The following is a 24851-nucleotide window of genomic DNA, read 5'->3' on the forward strand; positions in this document are numbered from 1 at the left end:
TATATCGGAAGATTTTTATGGGCGCTGCCCATACCCGCAATTTTTGAAAAAATTGAGTAAACTTTTTTGCTTTTGGGAGGATAGTTTAGCGTTAGCTAAATTTCAATGCCCGACCGACACTCCGCTAAACCACAATTTTTAATGTTATCAAACATAAAAAACAGAACGCAAAAATCATTTAATCACAAGCCATAATATTATATTTGCCGCCAAAAACAAAACATTAAATAAAGTAAATAATCCAAAGTATTTTGCGATACTTACATTTTCTTTCTGAATAAATTTAAACGATATAAGACTTGCCATTGATGCTATCAATGTACCAAGGCCTCCGATATTTACACCAATCATTAAATCTGTAGCATTATTTGTAAAACCTGAAAGTAAAATTGTGGCAGGCACATTTGAAAATACCTGACTTGCAAGCACTCCAACCGGCACTTCATTGCCATTAACTACACTCGAAAGCCAACCGTTAATTTGACTTATATTACCGAGATTACCTATGAATACAAAAAGAAATATGAAAGTAAACAGCAAACTGTAATCTACCTTTAAAAGCACCTTGCGGTCAAATATAAGTACAAAAGCAATTACAACAGCAAGGAGTATAAGATAGTTTAATACTCGAAAAACACTTAATAGAGCAATTGCAAACAATGCAATATACATTGCTATAAGTCTTTTATCAAAATTTAATTCTTCCCTATTTTCATTATATACAATTGGAGATTTACCTGAAAATAGTGAACAACATACAAGCATAACAAGAGAAATCAAGGCATACGGCAAAATCGTCTTAAAGAAATCAGATATATTCATATTATAAGCCGAAAACAAGTACAAATTTTGCGGATTGCCTATCGGAGTCAGCATACTGCCAAGATTGGCGGCTATTGTTTCAAGCGTTACAACATATATCGCTCGGCTTTGCTTGTCCGCAAGTTTTAACAGCACTATTGTAAACGGCACAAATGTTATCAATGCAACATCATTTGTAATTATCATGGAACTGAAAAAGCATAACAGTACAAGCGACAGCGTAACACCTCGCATTGTATTGACTTTATTAAGCAGATATTCAGCAATCACTTTGAATACACCCATTTTGTTAAACCCAACCATTACTGTCATCAGAGAAAACAAAAGTCCAAGCGTGCGGAAATCTATATAATCAAAATATTTTTCACTCGGCGGCACAAAGAACATTGAACTCAGCGCAAGCACGAACGAAACGCTGAGTACAATTTCTTTCTTTAAAAAATCAATTATCCTGTTCATTTGTAAAATCACCATAAAAAGCGGTATGAGAAATCCCATACCGCCTAAATCATAACAAGATATATATGTATATATACTGTACAATAAATTAAAAATTTGATATAATTACAATGATCTTCGTAATTCCAATTCAACAGTAATGTATAAGGTTTTCCAATTACCACTATCTTTACCAACAGCTTGAGGACTATTTCCAAGTGTTCTACTTCTTTCAATTGTAGTTTCTACTAATTCACTTCCTAATCTATCAAGAAAATCAAATGGATTAGCAGCCCATTTATAATACCCATTATCATCTTGTACAATCAAGGCTCTAAAAGAACCAAGAATTGGATATAAAAAACCTGTTGGAGTTTGATAATCCATTTCTTTTTTATAAAATTTTGATTTAAACTTTGTATCTCTTTTTGCTGATGTTACACCTTTTACAGAACCGTAGCGCCCAGATGTGTATTTTTGCTTGTAATAATCAACCATTTTAGTTTCAATCATATCATAAAGCTTAAATAAATCTGTCATGATATTTTTTAATCTATAATAAGGGTTTTTAACAGTTTCGCCATATTTTTTATGGTCATCAATATAATAATCTATACATTTTTTCTTACCATTATAAGATACAATTGGAAAAGAATTTTGATCTGGATATTTAGAAATATTGAACAGTGTGAGAATAGAGATAATATCGGCAACATCTATATCACCTTTATCATTTTCTCTAAAATAAACATTATCTTTAAAAGGTTCATTTCTAATAGCATCTTTTATAAATTTAAATCTATTTTCAAGTTCAGCAATAGATTTATCTTGAACTTGTGTTGAAGTATTTCTTGCCGCAGCTAATGATTGAAAAATATCTTCAACTCCAGTTAATAATTCAATTTTTACGAACTGCTGTCCGTAGTCTATTTGCTCACGCTTTTTTAAAATAGCTTTATAAGTATGACCGCCATCAATATTACCATGAACATCTAAATCTTGAAAAATAACTTTTAACATACCACTATTATTATCATAATGTACATCTTTAGCGGAGATAACTAAACCTCTGTTAAGTAAATAAAAATCAGGTTCCGAAGTTTTTAGCAATGATTCCATAATTTTTTTTGCAACTGATGTACCCATTTTTTGTTCTCTTGGATTAGTAGCCATAGGTATATTGTCTGGCAAATCCTTAACATCGCAAATTGCAAAATACATTTGTGGATAAAATTCATCCGGTTTTTTAACCAAATCTTTGTGTTGAAATGGATTTGGAATCTTTCTAAAACTTTCAACTTTAAAATTCAATTCAGTGCTCATAATTAATTTTCCTTTCAATTAAAATATAAATTTTATGAATGATACATAGATCTCTCTATCATCAACAATATAATAATATAACATTAGCACACACAATTCAACGCTATATATGACGTTTTGAGGTAAGTATGAAAAATAAAAATTTAATAAATTATTACTTAGGAAATGAAATAAAAAAGATTAGAATTTCAAGAGATATACTCAAGAAGAATTTTCAGAAATTTGCGGAATTAGTAGAGCCTATTACGGTAGAATAGAAAGAGGCGAATATAATGTAACCGTTGATATGTGTTTAAAAATATCAAATGGATTTGGATGTCATATTTCTGAATTGTTTATTAATTTACCAGTTTAATTAAAAAGCGGTATGAGAAAACCCATACCGCTGAATTTATTGTATTAAAGCTCTGCTTCGGCAACTTTCATCATAATTGCACATTCCATACGCTTTTTAAACAGCTCACAGCCATATTCATAAATGCCTGTAATTGAGCCTGTGGCGTGGTATGCGTTTGCAGCACAGCCGCCGCTGCAATAAAGTTTTGCCCAACAATCTTTACAATTCGGTCTTGCGTACGCATTGCAAAGTTTAAACTCGTCCTGAATAGCAGTATTTGTAACACCTTCATAAATGTTTCCAAGACTATATTTAGGGTCGCCTACGAACTGATGACAAGGATATAACTCACCCCACGGTGTAACTGCCATATACTCTGTACCCGAACCGCAGCCCGAAATTCTCTTGTAAATACAAGGTCCGCCCGTAAGGTCAATCATATAGTGATAGAAAGTAAGCGGTCTGCCCTCTTTTTCACGCTTAAGCATTTCCTTTGCAAGTATCTCGTACTGCTCAAAAAGAACAGGTAAATCATCGTATGTAAGCGCATACGGGTCTTCCGGTGAGCAAACAACAGGCTCCATTGAAAGCTCTGTAAAGCCAAGGTCTGCCATATGGAAAATATCATTTGTAAAATCAGTATTGTTATGTGTATAAGTACCACGCACATAATAACCTCTGTTACCACGCTTTTTAACAAATTCCTGGAACTTTGGCACAATAATATCGTAACTGCCCTTGCCGCTTACGGTTTTTCTAAGGTGGTCATGTACTTCTTTTCTGCCGTCAAGGCTAAGTACAACATTATGACATTCTTTATTTGCAAATTCAATTACATCATCATCAACAAGCATACCGTTTGTTGTGAGAGTAAAACGGAAATTCTTGTTCTTTTCCTTTTCAATACTTCTTGCGTAAGCGACAATCTGCTTTACTACATCAAAATTCATAAGCGGTTCGCCGCCGAAAAAGTCAACTTCAAGGTTTACTCTGCTGCCTGAATTTTCAATAAGAAAATCAATAGCTCTCTTGCCTACTTCAAAACTCATTAAAGCTCTGTCACCGTGATACTTACCCTGACTTGCAAAGCAGTATTCGCAATTAAGATTACAGGTATGAGCAATATGCAGGCACAAAGCCTTAATAACAGTGTTTCTCTTTTTAAAATCAAATGCAAGGTCCTCATATTTATCAGCAGTAAAGAGCTTGCCGTTATCCTTTAATTCTGTAACATCATCATAGCAATCCGAAATTTCTTCTGCTGTAATTTCAGGGATATCTTTGTACTTTTCAAGCATAGCCTTGATTATATTTTCTTTATCGGAATTTTCGTACATTTCAATAACATCATACGCAAGGTCATCTACGCAGTGAACACTGCCGCTGAAAACATCAAGCACTATGTTATATCCGTTTAACTTATACTGGTGTATCATATATTTTCTCCAAATCCTTTTTATAGACAAAAGGAAAGCCGTTCTCCAAAAGGTGAAACGGCTGAAAATCCTTTTTAATGCAAAATTTGCACAGCTAAATTATTTCTCGCTGAGGCACTTCTCACACTGCTGGTTAGCAACGCCGCAAGATGTTTTGCAAGCTGACTGACAAGATGTCTGACACTCACCGCAACCGCCTGTTTTAACGCTCTTCTTAAGGTCACGAGTTTCAATAGTCTTTATTCTTTTCATAGAAAATCATACTCCTTGTAAGATTATATTTTTATTATAATACCACATTATGCGAAATTTGTCAATAACATTACAGGGCAATTTGTATAATTTGTAAGCATTATATCGTATATCCGTTACTTAACCTTCTGCCAAATCTGCTTTTACTGTACATAATAAAACCTACTGCGGTTGTAATAACTTCGGTTATCGGGAATGTAAACCAAAAACTTTCAAGTCCAAAATGTGCAAGCACCCAACCAAGCGGTACAAAAAGCACAATTGTTCTCAGAATTGTAAGTACGGAACTTTTAAAAGCCGAACCGATTGCCTGAAAAAATACAGGAAAAATCAGTGATGTAACCATTGGTATAAAAGAAACGGCAATTATCCTTAACGCATATGAGCCTATTCTGATTACCTCGCTGTCCTTTGAAAATGTGCCCATAAGAGAGGCAGGCATTATTTCAAAGCACAACACACCGATTAGCATTAGCGCCATTCCGAGCAAGACAGCATCTTTCAGAGTTTTGCCGCACCTTTCTCTATTTCCTGCACTGTAATTAAAGCTGATAACAGGCACAATGCAGGTCTGCATTGCACCGAGAGGAATAAAAAATATTGTCTGCCATTTATAATATAAACCCAAAGCGGTGACTGCCTGATCGGAAAATCCCTTTAATATTAGATTTAATCCGAATATATACAATGTGTATGCAGACTGCATAAGAATATTCGGAAAACCTAAGTGGTAAATTCTCTTTATGTATTCTTTGTATTTGGATATTTTCGGCGATCTTTTGCAGCCTTTTTTCATTACAATTAAAGCAGCCGCAATCTGTCCTACTACTGTAGCGATAGCTGCACCGGCAATGCCCAATTCGGGGAAAAATCCGATTCCGAAAATTAACAATGGGTCAAGAGCAATATTAACAAAAGCACCCGCAATTTGAGCAATCATAGGTATTTTCATATTTCCCGTCGCCTGCATAACTTTTGTCCAAATGCTTTCAAAAAACAAACCAAAGCTAAATACACAAACTATTCTGCCGTACACAATTACTTCATCTATAATTTCCTGTGAATTTGTCGATATTTGTGCATAAAACGGCATTATAAACCAACATATAAGAGCAAAAACAAACCACATTGCAAACGCAAGGAAATTTCCTACGCCTGCGGTTTCATCACTTTTTTTCTTGTTGTCAACACCGAGAAAATGCGCCATGAGAGTATTTATACCAACGCCCGTACCGACCGCAAGCGCAATCATCAACAACTGTATCGGATAAATTATTGACAGCGCCGTAAGTCCCGATTCTGAATAATTACCTATAAAAAAGCTGTCTATTATATTGTACAATGCCTGTATAAGTTGGGCAAGCATAACAGGCGGTGCAAGTCTTAACAATATACTGAATATTTTATCATTGCCGAAATCCAATTCTTTTTTCTTTACCCTATCCAATTAAATTTGCCTCCACAAATCATTCAAATTCATATTTTAAAACAGCACAGTTCTTAACTCCGAAATTTGCATATTCAGTGTTAGTCATTTCATAGAAATATGAATTAATCACCCTTGATATTCCGTTGTGCGCAACAAGAATACAGGTTTCACCGCTCGCTTTTACATCATCAAGCAGATTATAAATTCTTTGCGCAAGGTGCAACATAGATTCGCCGCCGTCATATCTGCAAACAAACTCACCTTTGGCAATTCTGAACTCATCACCGTTTCGTGGAGTTCCCTCAAATTTTCCGAAATTCTGTTCTGTAAGTCTTGGCTCTTCAATAGCAGGAATACCTGTTATTTCTGAAATATGCATTGCCGTTTTTTTAGCTCTGATAAGCGGAGAATAAAGGATTTTATCTGCATTTATGTTATCGTTTAAAATCTTTTTACCTGTTTCTATAGCCTGTTCATGACCCTTTTGCGTTAAGTCAATATCCGTAGAACCGCAAATTTTATTTTCAACATTCCATACGGTTTCACCGTGTCTTACAAAATAAACACAGCTCATAAAATCATCCTTTCGTACACAAAACTTCCCTATATACTTTATCAAAATTTCACTGACAATTCAAGTTTTTGCCATAAAAAGTATTCCCGTAAAAGCAGTTTGGTACTAATTTTATACAAGTGCATAATATGTTATTGAGTAAACAAGCTCGGAAAGGAGAAATTTATGTGGACATTATCAATACAGTAATTTCAAGATACGCAACATCAAAATTTCCTGAAAAAACACCTCCGGCAATGGCATATGTTCCGTTTCAGGAAAGTAATCCAAAAACCTACTCCCCTGTTCAGGCGCTTGAAGCAGGCACAGTTTTTCCGGAATTGAACAAGCCTTTTTACGGTAATAAATGCGGTGGTGTAAAAAATGACTGAGAGAGAAATTCTTTTAAAGAAAATATCAACATATCAATTCTCAATCCTTGATTTACAGATTTTTCTTGACACTCACCCATACGACCAACAGGTACTCTCGCAGATAAAAGAATGTAAAGAAAAACTTTTGCCCTTGATTGAAGAATACGAAGAAAAATACGGACCTTTACGCAAAGAGGCAAATACAGCTAATAAATGGCAGTGGGTTAAAAATCCTTGGCCGTGGGATAACGAGGAGGATTTGTAATGTTTGTATATGAAAAAAAATTGCAGTATCCCGTAAACATCAAACAAACCAATGCAAAACTTGCTAAAATCATTATTACGCAGTACGGTGGTGCATACTCCAAAACATATAAAAAACAGGCTGTCCGCTATAAAAGCGCGACAGCCTGTTGCTTTGATATTAATTATTTAAAGTGAAATAAACTTCGTAATCTTCATAATTCAATGAAATTGATTCAATTTTATCACCGTTACGGTGAATATAAAAACTTGTTGTAGTTTCTCCGTCATCAAAAGCGGCGGTAATTGTATCGCCGTTTACAGTATACTTTCCGGAGTGCGTACCGTCCTCTGATGTGCCGGGTGTGAGCCAAAGCGAAAAAGTACCGTCATCCTTAAATGAAAGCGAGCCTTGATACGAAGTATAGCTTGTATTATAAACCTCTGCCATTTCCACTTCATCGCCGCTTGCATTTACAGCACTCGATGATACCCAATCTGTACCGACAATATCATTAGCTTTATTATGCATTGTAAAAATCAAAGCTACTACCGCTACGACAATTACAAGTAGAACAACAGTGACTGTAATTGCCTTTTTACGGTTAAATTTATTTTCTGTATGATTTACTTTGTTTCTTTTTTTATTCTTTTTGGTTTTGCTCATTAATTTGCACTTCCAATTTTAAAATAAACATCATATCCGACATAATCAATCTTTATTTCGCTTGGAACATTGCCTTTGTACGAGATAATTTCCGCAGATTTATTTTTGTCATTTGAGTATGTCATATTAATTACGCCGTCAGTTACGGTATATGCACCATAGTTATACTCCGACTGGGTTATATTATCGGAAAAGAGTCCGTTTTTATCAAAGGTAATTCCCTCTCCGCCATATACCGAGCCGAAAACTTCTTTTACAGACGCATCACGCTTGCCTACATTGTCAAAAGCCTTATACGGATACATCTCTGCGTCAAAATTCAGATTTTTGTCCGCACTCTCTGCACCGCTTACTACAATTGCCTGTGTGGTCGGCTCAACAGCAGCTTCTTCCTTTTCAGTGCTTTCCTCTGTAGTTTTCTGTATCGACTGCTCGGTTGTTTCTTCTGTAACAGCCTGTGTGGTTTCTGCTGCCGTCATCTGTTCTGTTGCAGCAATCGTTGTGTTATTGTTTTTATTATCGGAATTAAGTTCTCGCTGTACCGAATAAAAAGTAATACCGATAATCAAAAGCACCAAAAACGCAATTATAGCAATAAAAAGCCACAGACTTATTGTTATTTTAGGTCGTTTTTCAGCGTGTTTTGCTTTCATCAGATTTCCCCTCTGCTTTCTCTCTTTCTTTTTTCATCTTAATAATTACACTTCGCTTAACCATTTTTCCGTTATAGAAAATATATTCATCGCCGTCTTTATTCTCTTCGACATCAAGGTCAAGAAATTCCTCGGCTATATTGTTTTCCTCATCTTCCTCGTCAATAAACTGACCTTTTCTTCTGTTGTCCATTTTCTTATCAATTTTTTTAGAGCGTTTTTCTTTTTCTGTCATAAGGTTATACATTCCGGGATAAACCGAGGCATTTATAACATAAGAAGCAAGCGCAGGCACAAGTACAAACATAAGAATTGCGGTTGTAATTATAAGCGCAATACTGCTGTCTGTATTGCCTACAAAAATAAGAATTGTAGCGCAAAAAAGCACAATTATAAAAAGACCGAATGTTGCAATAATATTATGCTTTAACTCACCGAATGACATAAGCGCACTGTTTTTATAAATATTTTTAAGTGACAAATCAAATGTAACTGTCATTGACGGTACATAAAAGAAAATAAAAAGAAATGCAACTGCAATAATAATTGAAATTATCAGGCAAACATAAAGCATTACAAGGAAAAACGAGTCTGCATTCGGCTGTGAAATTAATGCGCTGTACAGCCTTATTGAAAAATAACTGAATATAACCGCAAAGTATGTAATTACACCGTGAATTAAAAATCTTTTCCAATTGTTTTTTATGCCCTCAATAAATGTTTTGAAAACATCCACATTTTCTTTTCCTCTTGCAAGTCTTGTGGTAACAAGGGTTACGCCTGCAAAAAAAGGTGAAAGCGGAATAATCGAAAGCATAAGAATAAAATATCCGTTAAGTTTTAATGCACTGTCAAGAAAATAAAAAGCCGTAACCAACACCGCAAGCGGTACGGCAAACAATAGGTTTGTAAAAACTATTTTACCGAAATTATTAAATAGGTTGTTGAAAAAATCAGTCAAAGCGAACTTTGCTTTTTTCCCTGCCATTGTTCGACCTCCATAGGTTAAAAATTAAAATTCCCCGCAAAAACTCCCCATAATGCAGCGTCAAGCACGGCAGAAAGAAAAGCGAGTATAAGGCAACTCACTCCCCTTGAAAGAAAGTCCGATATATACCTGTGCGAAGATCCGCCCATTTTTTTATCCGCTATAATCTGCCAAAACATATTTCCCGATGCGGTAAAAGCGGCGGAAGAAAATAAAATAAGTGCCAGACAAAATAAAAATGTTCCGGGCAACAGTACAAAAAGATAGAAAACTATACCTTTTAACGAATGAACCGAAAACAAATATCCGGCAGTAATTCCCGTACCGAAGCCCTTTAAAAACACAATAAAAGGCAGTACGGGGATTCCCCAAGGGGTTAATCCGAGTAAAAATACTGCGAACAAAAATATAAAATCAGATGCAAAGCAGGCACAAAATGTGTTAATTACATTTTGTGAAAGCCGTGCGTCAAGATTTGTAAAAAACAAAAAATCAAGAGAAGCAAGCATTTCCTTGTCGGCAGACATTGCATATACAGTTCCGCAGGCAAGTCCGACAATCAACATCGAAATAAACAATATATAAATTCCGTATCTCTTTATGTAATATTTTATATCTTGTGTTGTCAGAGAAAACCTGCCTGTTCTGATTAAATCTGTTTTTTCTTTTATCGAAAATATAAAGCCTTTCACAAAACATTCCTCCATATAATTATCCTTAATAAAAATATGCGGAATATTTTGCTTGTATGCTAATTATCTATTAATGTAATTACTTACCGAGCTCTTCTGCCCTCTTTGTGCAGGCAGCCATACCTTTTTTAACGGCATCATAAAAGCCGAGGTCTTTCATTGCATCAAGAGCAGCAATGGTAGTACCGCCCTTTGAACTTACTTTTTCAATGAGTGTATCAACACTGTCGCCGCTCTCTTTAAGCATTTTAGCCGAACCCTCAAGAGTTGCACAAATAAGATTCATTGCCTTGTCATAATCAACGCCGCACTCTTGAGCATAATCTGCCATTGCTTTTGCAAAGAGATAAATATATGCCGGGCTGCTTCCGTTTACAGATATAATCTCGTTCATATGCTCTTCTGCAATATATTCACAAACACCGCTGCCCGCAAACATATTATAAACAATCTGTTTGTCTTCTTCGGAGATATTATCTGACGGGCAAAGTGCAGACGCACCCTTCCCGAGCAAAAGCGGAGTATTCGGCATAACTCTTACTACAGGGCATTTACAATCAAGAAGATTCTGCACATATGCAATAGAAATACCTGCCGCAATTGAAACAAAAACTTTGTCATCTGTTACCTGTGACTTTAATGCCTCAAGCACTTCGGGATAATTCTGCGGCTTAACAGCGAGAACGGTAATGTCGCTTTCAAGCATAACATCAGCGGCGGATTTTTTAATATTAATGCCTTTTTTGCTCATAATATCGCATTTTTCCTTGTCTAGGTCAAAAACATTAATAAAATCAGCCTTGCCGTCATTCTGTCCCATAAGACTGCCGATAATTGCAGTTGCCATATTTCCTGCACCAATAAAACCGATTTTCTTCATTATAATACTCCCTTTCAAATAAGTAATACCAATTAAATATTTATCACAATCCAAAGCTCGGGTTACGGGCGCAAGTATAACTGAAACCGTACTTGTTTTCGTAACCGTCCCTTATGTAATCACCGTAAAAGAATATTTCAGCCTCATCAACTCTTCTGTATAAAAGTCCCTCATAGCAATCGCCTGCCGCATGGTGATATGCAAAGAAATTCTTAGCATACGCAGACTGACTTACATTATCAAGACTTCTGCTTGCTGACATTACAGAGGCATAGTCGGAATAAATATATCCCACCGTGCCGTCACTCAATTTAATTTTATACCAATTATCATTATAAAGACTGCCGTCAACGAAAGTAAAGGTTGTACCGTAAGACATAACGGATACAACAGAATAAGATGTTGACGCTCCGCTTCTCAAATTTACGCCGTCACCGCTTACATAGCCTTGAGCATTTGCAGACGGTTTTAATGCAGGCTGATATGCTGTATTAAGTAAAGTGTCCGACAAATCGCTGTCATTGTCAAGCGCATATGCTCCTACATTATATGTAAAGCACACAAGTGCATCGAACTGCTGTTGGTTACACTTTACATTATTTGAAATCATAAACTTATTAACTCGAGAAGTATATCCGCCACTGTTTACGGTTTGGCAAAGATAAGCATATGCCTCGGTTTTTGAAAGATTATTGTAAAATTGTTCGCCGGACCACACAACCTTGCCATAACCTAATGTTGCGTCACCCGTAATATAGTCAGGTGTTACCGTAGGCAAAAATCCCTCATAATTTGCGATAAGAGAGATTATTTCATCGCTTGCACGGCGTTCACCGAGAACCGCAGTTGTAGTATCGGTTGAAGTTGTAACAAAAACTTCGCCCTCTGCATCATCTTCGACAGTTCTGTAATAGTTTTCGTCCTCTGCGAGCGAATACGCTGTATAGTTCCATGTACCCGAAGTATCAAGCACAGTTTTTGCAGACCAAATAATATTGTCGCCGTCTTTCTTTATTGAATCGGCGTGAAGCGTATAGCTTTCTTTTTCATTGGATATCGTAAAATACAAACCACGCTTTGTATTATCGGTTATAGCATTCAAAGTAACAAGGCTGTTAAGAGGCGCCGAATTAGGTGTGGCATATACGAAACGAACAGGCGCAGTTTTTTCTACAGTTACAATACAGGTACCTGCACCATAGCTTGTTTCTGCCGAAATTACGGCAGTACCCTCGCTCTTGGCATATACAACACCGTCGCTGACTGTAGCTACATTTGAATTTGAAGTTTTCCAATCTACATATGAATCTGTGGTAAGAAAAACAGATTTATCTTTATTTATATGAACCGCAGAATCGGAAATACCTACATAACTTCCGCTTGTAACCGTTACATAGCAACTCTCTGATATTCCGTCATATCTTGCGGTAATAACTGCCGAACCCGCAGCTTTTGCATATAAAAGTCCGTCCGAAGTTACAGATACAATATTAGAATTTGATGAAGCAAAGTTTACATTACCTTTTGCACCGTTTACATACAAAGTGCTGTAGTTTCCTTTGTACATACTAAGACTTGTCTTTGAAAGTCCCGACTTTTGCGGTTCATCGGCATTAAGCGTTACATAATCCGCATAAACATATCCCCTTGTACCGCTGCTAAGTTCAATGTAATACCAATTACCGCTTTTTGAAACGGCGGTAATTTTTGTACCGTAATCAAGAGTAGTAATAACAGAATAATCTGTACCCGCACCCGATCTCATATTTACATCACTTGCATTTATGTAACCCGTTCCGAGAGTATCTGTAACCTCTTTTGCGGTAGCATATTCATAGTAAATATATCCCTTTGTACCGTCCGAAAGAGTGATTTTGTACCACTCGCCGTTGTACAGAGTTCCGTCGTCAAAGGTAAATTCTGTTTTGTATCCCATAACAGTCACAACACTGTAGCTTGTACCCGCTCCCGAACGAAGATTTACTCCGTCACCATTTACATAACCTGACGCTCCTGCCGTCACACTTGCGCTCACAGCCTGCTCTGTCTGTGAAAGTTCAGCCGCATTTACGGGAAGTGAAAAAAGCAGCAATACGGCCGCAAGAATCGGGACTATTAATTTTTTTGCGCTTACTTTTCTCATGATACTACCCCTCTGTCATTTTCTGTATTTTGGTTTTATAAGCTTGTTTCTGAGTACAACTATATAATATGTAACGAGTTTTGTTGCCGCCAAGTCATAAATTGTAAAGAATATATTTCCTGCAAGCAAGAAAATCCACGGTACATACATTCCGCCTATAGTGTATTCCTCAGCAGGCACGGCAAGTAAAAAAGCCGCTATAAAAAATGCTCCTATTACCGCTGCATTGAATACCGCATATTTAAGCACAAGCTGTACGGCTCTTGTTTTTATTTTTCCCTCTATTGCACCTTTAATTATCGGATAATAACCGAAAAACATAATGTAATATACAACAGCTTCCTTGTCACCCGCAAGGAAAAGCGAAAGCAGTGAAACACATATAAATGCGCCCCACGCCCACTTATGACCTGCTTCGACTACAATCACCATAAGCACAATTCCTGCCATACAAGGAAAGGCAAAAGTACCGAGCGGCACTAATGATGTGAGCATCATAAAGACAAGCGAAAGTGCCGACAACACACCCGAAATTGTAACTTTAAAGGTTGTTTTTAACGGACTTGAAGATGACTTTTTCATATTAACAGCCCATTCTGCAACAGTTGCAAAGGCAGTTTGTAAGACAGTTTACACAAAGACATGTGGTGCAGTAATCACACATAGCACCGTCACCTGTATTTGGTGTACCTTGAGTGTAGCCGCCGTAATTATAAGCCCTCTGATTATTCATATTATTAAGAGCCGCACGGTACTCCTGATTGTTAGGGTCCATATTTACAGCCTGTGTAAAGTAAGAATAAGCCTGATTTGCCCAACCCTTGCGATATGCACACATACCTTTAAGGTAATGCCATTCTGCGTCACGGTACTGTTGCTCTGTATTATCAAGAATCTGTTCGGCCTCGTTAATCATATTGCGCTGAATATAAATTCTTACACCGTGAAATCTTGTGGATTGGTGAGAATATCCGCCGGCTGCATTTGAAGTTGAACCCGAGCCTCTGCCCTTTTGCCTTAATTGATTTATTGTATCGTAAGCCTCATTGATTTCCTTCATTTTTTGTTCGGCAACATCTGCAAGCGGACTGTCCGCATAATTGTCGGGATGATATTTTTTGGCAAGCTTTCTGTACGCTGCTTTAATTTCTTCATCGCTGGCATTTTCAGATACGCCAAGAACCTCATAAGGATTATTCATCTTTACTTCCTTTCTGCGACTCAAAAGATTTGTCCGAGTCCTTTTGGGTTTTATCTGTAATTTTATTCTGAATTTTCGGGAATCCTCTAAGCATCATATTGTCAAGTATCCCCTTAAAACCGTTTATATCAAGTAAATTATACGCATCATATGCCCTTGCAAGGCACTGATTAAGAGTGAGCGAAATAATATTGTTGTCTAAACTTGAACCGTCCTCTTGTATAAAAGGGTTAAAACTTAATGACTTAGCGTCTTTTTCTATATCGTCTGCCGCATCCATAAGATAAATCCATCTGCCTATATTATATCCGTATTCGTATAAAACTCGGCTCTCGGTTTCGTCATTACCGTCTTTTGCAAGGATTTTTCCGAGCATTTGAGCTGTCGGGTCTGCCGAAATATCAACGGAAGAGCTTTTATCCTGTTCAATAACAGCCTGTCTTTCCATCATTTCAGCCACATATTCGTCAATCCACGGATAACGCTTTTTAGCTTTCTTTCTCTGATGTGAGAAAAACGGCTTAATCATTCTCGAAAACAGAGATTTAAAAAATCCGCTGTCATTTATATCATCAATAAGTTTGTAGTAAACGGTAATAATTGAAAAAGCCGCAGCCTTTTGGTAATCGTCATTTTTGCTGTAAGCAAAATTACATCTTTTAAGAGGATTGCAGGTACATCTGCCTTTCTTAAAACCGCCGCACGAAGAATGTAATGACATCAAAAGCATTGCGTAAAAAGTACAGTCATAGCTCAATGTAAGACGAGTTAAAAAAGAATAATCTTTACCCATTTGCTTGCAAAGTCCGCAGTAAACAGCCTTATATGTTTCAAACTCTTTTACAAGAAGTTCCTCTTTTTCAATCTGTAAATAACCGAACACTGTATTACTCCTATATTATTACTCACATTATACTATACTATATTTCAGGGTAAAAAGCAACAGTAAGTATGCCGAAAATAAGTGATTATTAGGTGAACAAGGGTATTGCAAAAATCTATAATTAATTATAGAATATAAGTATTTATAAAGCTAATAATTTACTAAGAGGTTTATTTATGAATGTATATGACTTTGATAAAACAATATATGACGGCGACTCAACCGCCAATTTCTATATTTTTTCTCTAAAAAGGCATAAAAAAATTTTATTGCTTGCCCCCTCACTTATCGGTGCTTTTCTTAAATTCTATGTTTTTAAAATCGGCACAAAAACGCAGTTTAAAGAAAAAATGTATAAATTTTTAAAATACTGCGACATACAAAAAGACATAACCGACTTTTGGAATATTAATATTGACAAAATCAAACCGTTTTATAAAAATCAACAGCAAAAAGATGATGTAATAATATCCGCCTCCCCAGAATTTTTACTTGCACCAATATGCAAAACTCTCAAAATAAATTATCTTATGGCATCTGTCGTTGACGAACATACAGGCAAATACAGCGGTATAAACTGCCACGGTGAAGAAAAAGTAAGGCGATACAGAGAAATGTTTGGTGACATAAAAATTCACGAATTTTATTCCGACAGCTACAGTGACACTCCACTTGCTAAAATTTCCGAAAAGGCATTTATCGTAAAAGGTAACCGACTCCTTGATTGGGATTTTTCTAAATAAAACTGTTTATACAAAATTCTATTATATTAAATCAGGTCAATCCGATAAAAGATTGACCTGATTTTTTTGAAATATCAATATTTACAGATTTTTAATGTACTCTGAATTGTTTGAGTAAAAATTACTCATATGTTTTCCGACATTTTCAAGCATTTTCTGTACAGCCTCTTGTGTCTCTGCCTCGTCACGAGGCAAATACCATTTTACATTTCTCTCTTCGTCAACTTCATACCACAAATAATATTTCCCGTTAATCGGTAAATGTATTCTAACCATAAAACTTTGCCTCTTTGACAATTTATAACCACCCCTTAACTTTATTCTATTCCTACATATATATTATGTGCTCTGCAAAATCAATTAACAGATGCCAAGCAACATATATAGCAAAAATCAACACATTTTTATCTCTGAAACATATTATGACTTATAGCAAATTCACTTAGATTAAGCGATAGAAAGTGATTATTATGGAAAAAGAACTTAAAACCGCTGCGGCATATATCAGAGTATCTACAGACCGACAAACCGAGCTTTCTCCTGACAGTCAACTGCGTATAATAAAAGAATACGCAAAACAAAACGGTTACAATATCCCGTCAGAGTACATATTTCGAGAAGACGGATTGTCAGGCAAATATGTCAAAAAACGGCCGCAATTTATCGAGATGATAGGGCTTGCAAAGCAAAAGCCTGCACCGTTTAGTGCAATACTTGTGTGGAAGTTCAGTCGATTTGCACGGAATCAAGAAGAAAGCATTGTATATAAATCTATGCTTAAAAAGAATGATGTTTCGGTAATAAGCTGTTCCGAAACTCTTGATGAAGAAAATCCGTTTTCCTCACTTATTGAGCGTATCATAGAATGGATGGACGAATATTATTCAATCCGCCTTTCCGGGGAAGTGCTGCGAGGAATGTCCGAAAAAGTCAAACGAGGTCAGCCGGTGACTATTCCCTCTTTCGGTTATGATATAATCGATAAACAATATGTTATCAACGAAGAAAAAGCAGCAATTGTTCGTAAAATCTTTACCGATTATATAGACGGAAAGAGCAGCATACAAATTGCATCCGAACTAAACGAAATCGGTGTCAAAACTACAAGAGGAAATCCTTTTGAAAACAGAACAATAGATTATATCCTGAAAAATCCCGTTTATATAGGAAAAATCCGTTGGAATCAAAACGGAAAAACTGATTACAGATATTCAAACAACAAAGATATTGTGTACACTCAAGGAGTACATAAATCTATTGTCAGCGATGAAATTTTTTATAAAGTTCAAAATTTGATAGAAGCTAACGGTCGTAAACAAAGAAAAGGCATACACAATAATATTAAACAAGAATATATGTTGCACGGTTTAATAAAATGTAGCAACTGCGGCTCTGCATTAGCATATTCAAACAAAGGACTGCAATGCATTAAATACTCAAAATCAATATGTAAACAGTCACATTACATCAGCCTTACCAATATTAATAATCTTGTAATACTCGGACTTGAACAGGTTTTTAAAAACAAAGATTTTAAACTTTCGGTCAAGTCTTTATCTCAAACTGTTGCTGACTGCATTGATTACACTAACTTAATCAAAAAAGAAAATCAAAAAATACAACGGATAAAGAGCGCATATCTTGAAGGAATCTACACTGTTGAAGAAGTAAAAGAATACAAAAAGTCTGTAGAAGATAAAATAAAAAACCTATCTTCCCGTCAAGTTCAATTAAAACAAGAAAAAACTAAACCAAGAAAAGAAAATGTAAAAGAAAAGAAAAACTTTTTAGCAACTCTAAAAAGCCCTGCAATAAGCGAAAAAGAAAAGAATGAAATACTAAAAGGCTTTGTAGATTGCGTAGTCTTTAACCGCTCAACTTCTTCGGTTGATATATTTCTTTATATCTGATTATCACTTTTCGGAGTACGGTGGACCTGACGGAGAACTCGGCGCATCACTCAGATATTTAAGTCAGAGATTTACAATGCCGCTGCCGGAATTAAAAGCCACCTTAACCGACATCGGTACCGAGGAATTAAATCACCTTGAAATGATAGGTGCAATTGTATATCAGCTTACAAAAGACCTCACGGAAGATGAAATCAAAAAGCAAGGCTTTGAAGATTACTTTGTTGACCATACAACAGGCGTATATCCGCAATCGGCAGGAGGTTCACCTTTTACAGCCGCATCTATGCAGGTAAAAGGCGATCCAATTACAGATCTCCACGAAAATATGGCGGCCGAACAAAAAGCGCGATCAACCTATGATAATATCTTAAGATTTTGCGATGATTACGATGTAAAAGACGCAATAAGATTTTTGCGTGAGCGTGAAGTAGTACACTATCAACGCTTCGGTGAAAATCTGAGACTTATGACCGACAAACTTGACGAAAAGAATTTCTACGCATTCAACCCGTCATTTGATAAAAAATGTTTTAAAAACTGTATGAAAAAGAAATAACGCAAAATAAAGGCATCCCATAAAATTTTGTGTACGGTTGCATAATTTATATTGTGTTGTTTTATACTTCATAAATGATTCTTGTTTTGCTATAAAAAACGCATAAATATTTGAATAATCATATACTAAAAAAGTCACGACTGCATATGCAGTCGTGACTATAATGGTGGAGCGGGTGTCATCAAGGATGAACACCCCTCCGTTTCGGTATTTTCGCCCTCAAAAGCTTCCTCAATATCATCAAGCGGGATATTGTCGATGCTCAAAGGCTTCTTACTTGCGTTGATAATTAGGGTGAAATGATCGTCATACAAGTAGATGGATTGAACGAATATATTGATAATCGCTCTGCGCTTATTAAAATCATCAAGCGGCATTTCGCACACATAATCAAGAAAGGCTAAAATCTGCGCTTCGGATAGGCAGATTTTCTTGTTGTTCTCAATAGCAAGCTGAGTTTCCAATTCCTCTTTTTCTGCTTGTCGTTTATGCAGACGCTCAGTCAGCATATCAACCGATTGTCCTTGTTCAATACCTTTCCAAAGGTTTTCAATGGCAGCATCGACTTCCTTAATGGCTTTCTTGATTTCACGCACCGATATATTGTCGGGACTCTTGTTACATTCCTCTGCAACACGCTTTGCAATATATCGGATTTTATCATAAGTAAGCATTTTTAGGCATTCGCTGACAACACGGTCCTCGATATATTGCTTGCCGATAATCTTATTATCGCATTTCTTTTTGCGTGCCTTTTTGCACATATAATAGTGATACTGCTTGCCGGTTTTACCCGTGCCGCCGTAGCCTATCATCATTTCTTTACAATGGCCGCAGAAAAGTTTCGTAGTTAGGAGATATTCGTTTTCGCCCCTTGTTCGAGCGGGTGCTGATTTGTTTTTATACATAAGCGATTGGACCCGATAAAATAAGTCGTCATCCAAGATGCGTGGCATTCCGCCGGGTGTTTCAACTCCTTTGTATAAATATATGCCGATATAGCGTTTGTTTTTGAGAAGGCGGCTAAGGCTGTTATATGTGAATTCGTTGCCGATAGAAGTTTTAACCTTTCTCCGCTGCAAATCCTTTGCAATTTCCGCTTTGGTTTCACAACTTGCATATCGTTCAAATATTTCACGGACAATAGCCGCTTCTTCCTCGTCAACATAAAAGGTGCGGTCTGCTTTGCTGACCTTAAACCCAAGTCCCGGATTGCTGCCGTTTGATAAGCATTTTTCGCCATTGATAGACATTCCCCGGTGTATCTTCTGCGCAAGTTCCACCGAGTAATATTCCGCCATACTTTCAAGAACGCCTTCGATAAGGATACCTGAAGCGTCATCGGTGATATTCTCTTTTGCAGATAAAACTCTGACGCCGTTTTTCTTTAATTTTGCCTTATAAATCGCACTGTCATAACGGTTACGGGCAAAACGGTCAAGCTGATACACAAGTATCCCATCAAAGGTGTGTTTATCGCTGTCTGCAATCATCCTTTGAAATTCGGCACGGTTATCAAATTTACCGCTTTGTGCTCGGTCGATATATTCACCGACTACTGTGTAATTGTGCGACTCGGCATATTCATAACAGACCTTTAACTGTCCTTTAATAGATTGCTCGGTTTGACTATGGCTGGAAAACCGAGCGTATATTACAACATTCATCTGTGAGCCTCCAATTCTTTCTATACATAATTATAATCCTCCTTTATTTGCTGTCGAATGTGCGAAAACTCAGACGCCCGATGCAGTTGCATCAGGTGTCCGTTCATCATATTCAGGGTGTTTGGTAAGCCATTTTTCAAAGTAAGCTTTGCCCTCGTCACTATCATAGAACTTCCTAATCTCTGGCGCTAATGCCTTTGCAAAAGAAGTGAGCAGTTCTTCGGGTAACTCTACCTTGGTATAATCAATCCTTGTATATTTCTTCATAGGCTCACCTCATCGTTCTCGGTCACGCTGTCGAATCAGATAGCGGCGGTAATGCTCGCAAGCTTTCATAACAAAGTCTTCTGCACGAGATGCGGCATCAGGTTATGGCTGTAGACAAAAACGAAAAAGAGTAAATGCGGTATTGCCCTTTGTTATGAACGCGCAAATAGGTGATGCAACAAATGAGGAGTTTTTGGAGTCTTTGGGCGTAAATAATTTTGATGTTTGCATCGTTGCAATCGGGGACGATTTTCAAAGCTCGCTTGAAACGACATCTCTATTAAAGGAATTGGATGCCAAAAAGATAGTTTCCCGTGCGGCACGGGAAGTACACGCAAAATTCCTTCTGCGAAACGGTGCGGATGAAATCGTATATCCCGAAAGGCAGCTTGCGGATTGGACGGCTATCCGCTATACTGCCGACCATATCCTCGATTACATAGAGTTGGACAGCGATCATGCAATTTTTGAAATTGCCGTACCCGAAAAATGGATCGGAAAAACCGTTATTGAAGCAGATGTGCGTAAAAAGCACGGTATCAATATTATGGCGATTAAACGCGACGGTAAAATGAATCTAAATTTTGCGCCTGAAACAAGCTTTATACCGGGTGACACTATTTGGGTGCTGGGTGATACCAAAAACATACAAAAGTGTTTTCACATATAAATTCCGAAAGAAGACGGAAAGCATGAAAGAATTATTGTTAGTGTGCGCAGTGGCTGTCATTATTGTGTTCGGTTACTTTATAATGAAAAAGCTTGACGATTTTTTAGCAAATAACCACCACTTAATTGACGAAGAAATTGCAGAAAACAGCCTTTTTATTGCGTTTGATAATCCTATGATCTTGGATTCGCTGATACCGCTATTTGAAAAGTTTTCAAAAGGAAAGCCGAATTGTCAGCTTCATTTCCTGTTTGGAAATACAGAGGATATATATGATAAGCTAAACAAAAATCGCATTGACTTTGGCTTTATTGAAAACAATGCTTCTGCAAATGACGATACATACCGCTGTCTTATCATTTCTACAAAGCAAAATAGTATTATCTGTGAGAAAGCAGGATGTACGATAGAACCTCCGGATTCTTCCGTAATTCAGACCGCTGTGATATGGAAAAAGGCTTCAAATAATGCCTTTGCAAATAGCTTCTCTGATTTTCTCTTTTCAAATCAAGCGGTGATCAATGCGGAATATGTAAAGTAGAAAATACTTTTATACTTGTGATATATGTGATATAATAAAAAGTAGAAAGGGGGAGTTGTAATGCAATACTTTATAAATTCAAAAGACGGGAGTCTGCAAGCCGCCCAAAACTGCGGCGATAAAAAGCCGTTTTTTACATTTATGAGTACGGCGGAATTTCACAAATGTAAAGAACAACTACCGTATTATAAAGAACTTCTTCACTGTCTTGGATCAATTCGTTATTGTAAGGCAGAGGTTTTCAAAAACTGCATCATCGGAACATTACGCCTGCCTCAAAAAAGTGAACAGCGTTCACCGCAGCTTTCCTTCAGCTTTTATTTGACGGGACAGTCGCTCTTATTTGTGGAAGATGTAGGCAATTTGAAATTATTTGTAGAAAAACGGATAAGTATGTTTCAGGAGCTGAACAGTCCGGCTCAGCTTCTTTTGCAGTTTATGGAGCAAATGATAGAGGATGATATTCTCTATCTTTCTCACATCGAGTCAGAAACAGAAAAAATGGAAGAAAATATCGGCTCCGGCGGTTCGACAGACTTTTTCCCTCTGCTCACAAAACACAGGCAAAAGCTGTCCGAATTAAATGCTTACTATGAACAACTGACAGATATCGGAGAGTTGTTTCAATCCCGCGCGTGTTCTCCATTTGCAAACGATACGCAGGACTGGGATAAATTTACCCATCGTGCCGAGAGATTGCAAAACCATGTAAAGTTGCTTCGTGAAAATATGCTTCAACTTCGTGAGCTTTATCAATCTATGCAGGATGCGCGGCAAAATAAGATTATGGGGATTCTCACAATCGTCACCACCTTTTTCCTGCCTCTTACTTTAATTACAGGATGGTATGGAATGAACTTTGCTTATATGCCGGAGCTGAAGTGGCGATACGGTTATCTGTCGGTGATTATTGTTTCTCTTATTATCGCAATAGGAGAAATCATCTACTTCAAAAAGAAGAAATTCTTTTAATTTTTCCAACTTGAAATATGAGACTTACATGGGTGTTTATATGGATGAAATAAGGCAAAGTCCAGAACATTTTCTAAAAGAAATTGAAAAGGAGAAACAGAACCTAAACAGAGGACATTTGAAAATCTTTTTTGGCTATGCCGCAGGAGTCGGCAAAACCTATGCTATGCTGAAAGCAGCTCATTCGGTAAAGAGGCATGGTATTGATGTCGTTGCCGGATATATTGAACCTCATGCCCGTCTTCAGACCTCTGCACTTGTAAACGGATTGGAATGTCTTCCGAATCTTGTTTCGGAATATAACGGAATTACTCTTTCAGAATTTAATCTGGACGCTGCACTTGCCAGACATCCACAGTTAATTCTTGTGGATGAGCTTGCCCATACCAATGCCCCCCGTTTGTCGGCATACAAAGCGTTATCAGGATATTGAAGAACTGCTTAATGCGGGAATAGATGTTTATACTACGGTAAAGGCGGCTTACAGAACAAGCGTAATGCTTATGGTTACAGAAATTTTAAGCGTTTCCGTAATCGTATTTTACATATGTTTTCTCACCAAATGCAAAAACAAGCGATAGCTTGATTTACTATCGCTTGTTCATTTCAATTCTTCTTTTTCGGGTTTTCCCCAACTATTGACATAGAGCCTAAAAAAGTCACGACTGCATATGCAATCGTGACCGAGTTGGTGGAGCAGGGGTGCTCAAGGATGAACACCCCTCCAAAGCTCCGGTTTCGCCTTCAAATGCCGTTTCTATATCATCCAGCGGGATATTGTCAATGCTCAACGGCTTCTTGCTGGCGTTGATGATGAGGGTAAAGTGGTCGTCATACAGGTAGATGGAATGAACAAAGATATTGATGATGGCTCGGCACTTATTCACATCGTCAGCGGGCATCTCGCAGACATAGTCCAGAAAGGCCAAAATCTGCGCCTCGGTCAGCGTGATCTTCTTGTTTTCCTCGATGGCGAGCTGCGCCTCCAGCTCCGCCTTTTCCGCCATGCGCTTGTTGAGCCGTTCCGTCAGCATTTCCACGGCCTGCCCCTGCTCAATGGCTTTCCAGAGATTCTCAATGGCCGTGTCCGCCTCTCGGATCGCCTTTTTCAGCGCCTTGGCTGTCAGGTTGTCCGGGCTTTTGGCGCACTCCTCAGCCACCTTCTTGGCAATGAAGCGGATTTTCTCCTCGGTCAGCATTTTCAAACATTCGTTGACCACACGGTCCTCGATATAAGACTTGCTGACAATCTTCTTGCCGCACTTTTTCCTGCGGGCATTTTTGCACATATAGTAGTGATACTGCCTGCCGGTCTTGCTGGTGCCGCCGTAGCCCACCATCATTTCCTTGCAGTGCCCGCAGAACAGCTTTGTGGTCAGCAGATATTCGCCCTCGCCGTGAGTTCGAGCCGGTGCATTTTTGTTCTTGTTCATCATCGATTGCACCCGGTAAAATAGGTCATCATCCAGAATGCGAGGCATTCCGCCGGGCGTTTCCTTTCCTTTGTAAAGATAGACGCCGATATAACGCTTGTTGCTGAGCAGGTGACTGAGGCTGTTGGGGCTGAATTCCTTGCCGAGGGAGGTCTTGACCCTGCGCCGTTTCAGATCCCGGATGATCTCCGCTTTCGTCTCGCCGCTGGCGTAGCGCTCATAAATCTCACGGACAATGGCGGCTTCCTCCTCGTCCACATGGAACCGCCGCTCGGCATCGACCTTGAAGCCCATGCCGGGGTTGCTGCCGTTGGACAGGCACTTTTCGGCATTGATGGCCATGCCTCGATGGATCTTCTGAGAAAGCTCCACGGAATAATATTCCGCCATACTTTCCAGAACGCCCTCCACCAAGATGCCGGAAGCGTCGTCCGCAATATTCTCTTTGGCAGACAGCACCCGGACACCGTTCTTTTTCAGTTTCGCCTTGTTGATGGCACTGTCATAGCGGTTGCGGGCAAAGCTGTCCAGCTGATATACCAAAACGCCATCAAAGGTGTGCTTGTCGCTGTCGGAGATCATCCGCTGAAATTCGGCACGGTTGTCCGTGGTGCCGCTGATGGCCCGGTCAATATATTCTCCGACAACGGTATAATGATTCGACTCCGCATATTCATAGCACACCTTGAGCTGTCCTTCAATGGACTGCTCCGTCTGGCTGTGGCTGGAAAAGCGGGCGTAAATGACTACATTCATACAGAATCCTCCTCTCCGA

Annotated in this window: 26 protein-coding genes and 4 pseudogenes; 11 read left to right on the top strand and 19 right to left on the bottom strand. The window is 37.9% G+C overall.

The window, feature by feature from the left end:
* Positions 1–174: 174 nt before the first annotated feature.
* Complete coding sequence (locus tag AAAY30_RS01350) at positions 175–1281, bottom strand: SLC13 family permease (RefSeq protein ID WP_499215595.1); 1107 nt, start codon at positions 1279–1281, stop codon at positions 175–177.
* A 105-nt stretch (positions 1282–1386) separates the two neighbouring features.
* Positions 1387–2583 (bottom strand): AIPR family protein, encoded by a 1197-nt coding sequence (locus AAAY30_RS01355; RefSeq protein WP_301954381.1) that lies wholly within the window; start codon positions 2581–2583, stop codon positions 1387–1389.
* A 208-nt stretch (positions 2584–2791) separates the two neighbouring features.
* Here AAAY30_RS01355 and AAAY30_RS01360 point away from each other — a divergent pair.
* Positions 2792–2938: pseudogene (locus tag AAAY30_RS01360) on the top strand (helix-turn-helix transcriptional regulator); the annotation flags it as partial.
* 44 nt (positions 2939–2982) lie between these two features.
* Here AAAY30_RS01360 and scfB read toward each other — a convergent pair.
* From scfB to AAAY30_RS01380, 4 genes are all read right to left on the bottom strand, one after another.
* Entirely contained in the window at positions 2983–4356 is a 1374-nt protein-coding gene (gene scfB, locus AAAY30_RS01365) for a thioether cross-link-forming SCIFF peptide maturase (protein ID WP_295025265.1), read from the bottom strand.
* A 99-nt stretch (positions 4357–4455) separates the two neighbouring features.
* Positions 4456–4608, bottom strand: coding sequence for a six-cysteine ranthipeptide SCIFF (scfA, locus tag AAAY30_RS01370; protein WP_022234662.1), 153 nt, complete (start codon positions 4606–4608; stop codon positions 4456–4458).
* A 100-nt stretch (positions 4609–4708) separates the two neighbouring features.
* Positions 4709–6055: an MATE family efflux transporter gene (locus tag AAAY30_RS01375; protein WP_499215594.1), complete on the bottom strand. Its 1347-nt coding sequence runs from the start codon at positions 6053–6055 to the stop codon at positions 4709–4711.
* A 19-nt stretch (positions 6056–6074) separates the two neighbouring features.
* Positions 6075–6611 (bottom strand): histidine phosphatase family protein, encoded by a 537-nt coding sequence (locus AAAY30_RS01380; protein WP_295053541.1) that lies wholly within the window; start codon positions 6609–6611, stop codon positions 6075–6077.
* A 167-nt stretch (positions 6612–6778) separates the two neighbouring features.
* Between AAAY30_RS01380 and AAAY30_RS01385 the strand changes: the two genes are divergently transcribed.
* The 3 genes and pseudogenes from AAAY30_RS01385 to AAAY30_RS01395 all read left to right on the top strand — a co-directional run.
* A complete protein-coding gene (locus AAAY30_RS01385; protein ID WP_302199057.1) occupies positions 6779–6982 on the top strand; it encodes a spore coat associated protein CotJA in 204 nt (67 codons plus the stop codon).
* On the top strand, positions 6975–7229 hold the full coding sequence (locus AAAY30_RS01390; RefSeq protein ID WP_186934931.1) for a spore coat protein CotJB: 255 nt from the start codon (positions 6975–6977) through the stop codon (positions 7227–7229). Before AAAY30_RS01385 ends, AAAY30_RS01390 begins: the two co-directional genes overlap by 8 nt.
* Positions 7229–7321 (top strand): annotated as a pseudogene (locus AAAY30_RS01395) (manganese catalase family protein); the annotation flags it as partial. The gene AAAY30_RS01390 and the pseudogene AAAY30_RS01395, both read left to right, overlap by 1 nt.
* A 67-nt stretch (positions 7322–7388) precedes the next feature.
* Here the strand turns inward: AAAY30_RS01395 and AAAY30_RS01400 are convergent.
* The 9 genes from AAAY30_RS01400 to AAAY30_RS01440 form a co-directional block, all read right to left on the bottom strand.
* Positions 7389–7874 (bottom strand): lipocalin family protein, encoded by a 486-nt coding sequence (locus AAAY30_RS01400; protein ID WP_303248385.1) that lies wholly within the window; start codon positions 7872–7874, stop codon positions 7389–7391.
* Positions 7874–8527, bottom strand: coding sequence for a hypothetical protein (locus AAAY30_RS01405; RefSeq protein WP_252559599.1), 654 nt, complete (start codon positions 8525–8527; stop codon positions 7874–7876). Before AAAY30_RS01405 ends, AAAY30_RS01400 begins: the two co-directional genes overlap by 1 nt.
* A complete protein-coding gene (locus tag AAAY30_RS01410; RefSeq protein WP_337781974.1) occupies positions 8508–9515 on the bottom strand; it encodes a DUF624 domain-containing protein in 1008 nt (335 codons plus the stop codon). Before AAAY30_RS01410 ends, AAAY30_RS01405 begins: the two co-directional genes overlap by 20 nt.
* A 17-nt stretch (positions 9516–9532) precedes the next feature.
* Complete coding sequence (locus AAAY30_RS01415; protein ID WP_186934935.1) at positions 9533–10207, bottom strand: stage II sporulation protein M; 675 nt, start codon at positions 10205–10207, stop codon at positions 9533–9535.
* A gap of 79 nt (positions 10208–10286) precedes the next feature.
* Positions 10287–11087, bottom strand: coding sequence for a pyrroline-5-carboxylate reductase (gene proC / locus AAAY30_RS01420; protein WP_337781975.1), 801 nt, complete (start codon positions 11085–11087; stop codon positions 10287–10289).
* 43 nt (positions 11088–11130) lie between these two features.
* On the bottom strand, positions 11131–13230 hold the full coding sequence (locus tag AAAY30_RS01425; protein WP_337781976.1) for an SH3 domain-containing protein: 2100 nt from the start codon (positions 13228–13230) through the stop codon (positions 11131–11133).
* 15 nt (positions 13231–13245) lie between these two features.
* On the bottom strand, positions 13246–13812 hold the full coding sequence (locus tag AAAY30_RS01430; RefSeq protein ID WP_294668145.1) for a hypothetical protein: 567 nt from the start codon (positions 13810–13812) through the stop codon (positions 13246–13248).
* A 1-nt stretch (position 13813) separates the two neighbouring features.
* Positions 13814–14431, bottom strand: coding sequence for a J domain-containing protein (locus tag AAAY30_RS01435; RefSeq protein ID WP_303248388.1), 618 nt, complete (start codon positions 14429–14431; stop codon positions 13814–13816).
* Positions 14424–15314, bottom strand: a complete 891-nt coding sequence (locus AAAY30_RS01440; protein WP_294657114.1) for a DUF5685 family protein — start codon at positions 15312–15314, stop codon at positions 14424–14426. The genes AAAY30_RS01435 and AAAY30_RS01440 overlap by 8 nt, the downstream gene beginning before the upstream one ends.
* 176 nt (positions 15315–15490) lie before the next feature.
* On the opposite strand from AAAY30_RS01440, the gene AAAY30_RS01445 reads away from it, so the two are divergent.
* Positions 15491–16057, top strand: a complete 567-nt coding sequence (locus AAAY30_RS01445) for an HAD-IB family phosphatase (RefSeq protein WP_337781977.1) — start codon at positions 15491–15493, stop codon at positions 16055–16057.
* Between the two features lie 81 nt (positions 16058–16138).
* Here the strand turns inward: AAAY30_RS01445 and AAAY30_RS01450 are convergent, their stop codons facing one another.
* Complete coding sequence (locus tag AAAY30_RS01450; protein ID WP_337781978.1) at positions 16139–16333, bottom strand: hypothetical protein; 195 nt, start codon at positions 16331–16333, stop codon at positions 16139–16141.
* A 194-nt stretch (positions 16334–16527) separates the two neighbouring features.
* On the opposite strand from AAAY30_RS01450, the gene AAAY30_RS01455 reads away from it, so the two are divergent.
* Positions 16528–17967 carry a recombinase family protein gene (locus AAAY30_RS01455; protein ID WP_443711559.1) on the top strand — a complete coding sequence of 480 codons (1440 nt, stop codon included), beginning with the start codon at positions 16528–16530 and terminating at the stop codon, positions 17965–17967.
* The gene (locus AAAY30_RS01460; protein ID WP_294664152.1) at positions 17945–18526 is read left to right on the top strand and encodes a manganese catalase family protein; all 582 of its coding nucleotides are present in this window, start codon (positions 17945–17947) and stop codon (positions 18524–18526) included. Before AAAY30_RS01455 ends, AAAY30_RS01460 begins: the two co-directional genes overlap by 23 nt.
* A 158-nt stretch (positions 18527–18684) precedes the next feature.
* Here AAAY30_RS01460 and AAAY30_RS01465 read toward each other — a convergent pair whose 3' ends face one another.
* On the bottom strand, positions 18685–20193 hold the full coding sequence (locus AAAY30_RS01465) for a recombinase family protein (protein ID WP_337781980.1): 1509 nt from the start codon (positions 20191–20193) through the stop codon (positions 18685–18687).
* Between the two features lie 69 nt (positions 20194–20262).
* On the bottom strand, positions 20263–20460 hold the full coding sequence (locus AAAY30_RS01470; protein WP_005358002.1) for a hypothetical protein: 198 nt from the start codon (positions 20458–20460) through the stop codon (positions 20263–20265).
* A gap of 89 nt (positions 20461–20549) precedes the next feature.
* Between AAAY30_RS01470 and AAAY30_RS01475 the strand changes: the two are divergent.
* From AAAY30_RS01475 to AAAY30_RS01490, 4 genes and pseudogenes are all read left to right on the top strand, one after another.
* A pseudogene (locus tag AAAY30_RS01475) lies at positions 20550–21130 on the top strand (potassium channel family protein).
* A 22-nt stretch (positions 21131–21152) separates the two neighbouring features.
* Entirely contained in the window at positions 21153–21671 is a 519-nt protein-coding gene (locus AAAY30_RS01480; protein ID WP_252559589.1) for a type 2 periplasmic-binding domain-containing protein, read from the top strand.
* 60 nt (positions 21672–21731) lie between these two features.
* Positions 21732–22643 (top strand): magnesium transporter CorA family protein, encoded by a 912-nt coding sequence (locus AAAY30_RS01485; protein ID WP_022234639.1) that lies wholly within the window; start codon positions 21732–21734, stop codon positions 22641–22643.
* 40 nt (positions 22644–22683) lie between these two features.
* Positions 22684–23176, top strand: a pseudogene (locus AAAY30_RS01490) (histidine kinase); the annotation flags it as partial.
* Between the two features lie 126 nt (positions 23177–23302).
* Here the strand turns inward: AAAY30_RS01490 and AAAY30_RS01495 are convergent.
* Positions 23303–24832 (bottom strand): recombinase family protein, encoded by a 1530-nt coding sequence (locus AAAY30_RS01495; protein ID WP_499215718.1) that lies wholly within the window; start codon positions 24830–24832, stop codon positions 23303–23305.
* Positions 24833–24851 lie beyond the last annotated feature (19 nt).

The organism is Ruminococcoides bili (assembly GCF_040093295.1).
Taxonomy (GTDB): domain Bacteria; phylum Bacillota; class Clostridia; order Oscillospirales; family Acutalibacteraceae; genus Ruminococcoides; species Ruminococcoides intestinale_A.

Bases quoted from the DNA above. Each gene is read 5' to 3' on its own strand.
- AAAY30_RS01350 (WP_499215595.1), bottom strand. From the start codon at position 1,281: ATGAACAGGATAATTGATTTTTTAAAGAAAGAAATTGTACTCAGCGTT.
- AAAY30_RS01355 (WP_301954381.1), bottom strand. From the start codon at position 2,583: ATGAGCACTGAATTGAATTTTAAAGTTGAAAGTTTTAGAAAGATTCCA.
- scfB (WP_295025265.1), bottom strand. From the start codon at position 4,356: ATGATACACCAGTATAAGTTAAACGGATATAACATAGTGCTTGATGTT.
- scfA (WP_022234662.1), bottom strand. From the start codon at position 4,608: ATGAAAAGAATAAAGACTATTGAAACTCGTGACCTTAAGAAGAGCGTT.
- AAAY30_RS01380 (WP_295053541.1), bottom strand. From the start codon at position 6,611: ATGAGCTGTGTTTATTTTGTAAGACACGGTGAAACCGTATGGAATGTT.
- AAAY30_RS01390 (WP_186934931.1), top strand. From the start codon at position 6,975: ATGACTGAGAGAGAAATTCTTTTAAAGAAAATATCAACATATCAATTC.
- AAAY30_RS01400 (WP_303248385.1), bottom strand. From the start codon at position 7,874: ATGAGCAAAACCAAAAAGAATAAAAAAAGAAACAAAGTAAATCATACA.
- AAAY30_RS01405 (WP_252559599.1), bottom strand. From the start codon at position 8,527: ATGAAAGCAAAACACGCTGAAAAACGACCTAAAATAACAATAAGTCTG.
- AAAY30_RS01410 (WP_337781974.1), bottom strand. From the start codon at position 9,515: ATGGCAGGGAAAAAAGCAAAGTTCGCTTTGACTGATTTTTTCAACAAC.
- proC (WP_337781975.1), bottom strand. From the start codon at position 11,087: ATGAAGAAAATCGGTTTTATTGGTGCAGGAAATATGGCAACTGCAATT.
- AAAY30_RS01425 (WP_337781976.1), bottom strand. From the start codon at position 13,230: ATGAGAAAAGTAAGCGCAAAAAAATTAATAGTCCCGATTCTTGCGGCC.
- AAAY30_RS01430 (WP_294668145.1), bottom strand. From the start codon at position 13,812: ATGAAAAAGTCATCTTCAAGTCCGTTAAAAACAACCTTTAAAGTTACA.
- AAAY30_RS01435 (WP_303248388.1), bottom strand. From the start codon at position 14,431: ATGAATAATCCTTATGAGGTTCTTGGCGTATCTGAAAATGCCAGCGAT.
- AAAY30_RS01445 (WP_337781977.1), top strand. From the start codon at position 15,491: ATGAATGTATATGACTTTGATAAAACAATATATGACGGCGACTCAACC.
- AAAY30_RS01450 (WP_337781978.1), bottom strand. From the start codon at position 16,333: ATGGTTAGAATACATTTACCGATTAACGGGAAATATTATTTGTGGTAT.
- AAAY30_RS01455 (WP_443711559.1), top strand. From the start codon at position 16,528: ATGGAAAAAGAACTTAAAACCGCTGCGGCATATATCAGAGTATCTACA.
- AAAY30_RS01465 (WP_337781980.1), bottom strand. From the start codon at position 20,193: ATGAATGTTGTAATATACGCTCGGTTTTCCAGCCATAGTCAAACCGAG.
- AAAY30_RS01470 (WP_005358002.1), bottom strand. From the start codon at position 20,460: ATGAAGAAATATACAAGGATTGATTATACCAAGGTAGAGTTACCCGAA.
- AAAY30_RS01480 (WP_252559589.1), top strand. From the start codon at position 21,153: ATGAAAGAATTATTGTTAGTGTGCGCAGTGGCTGTCATTATTGTGTTC.
- AAAY30_RS01485 (WP_022234639.1), top strand. From the start codon at position 21,732: ATGCAATACTTTATAAATTCAAAAGACGGGAGTCTGCAAGCCGCCCAA.
- AAAY30_RS01495 (WP_499215718.1), bottom strand. From the start codon at position 24,832: ATGAATGTAGTCATTTACGCCCGCTTTTCCAGCCACAGCCAGACGGAG.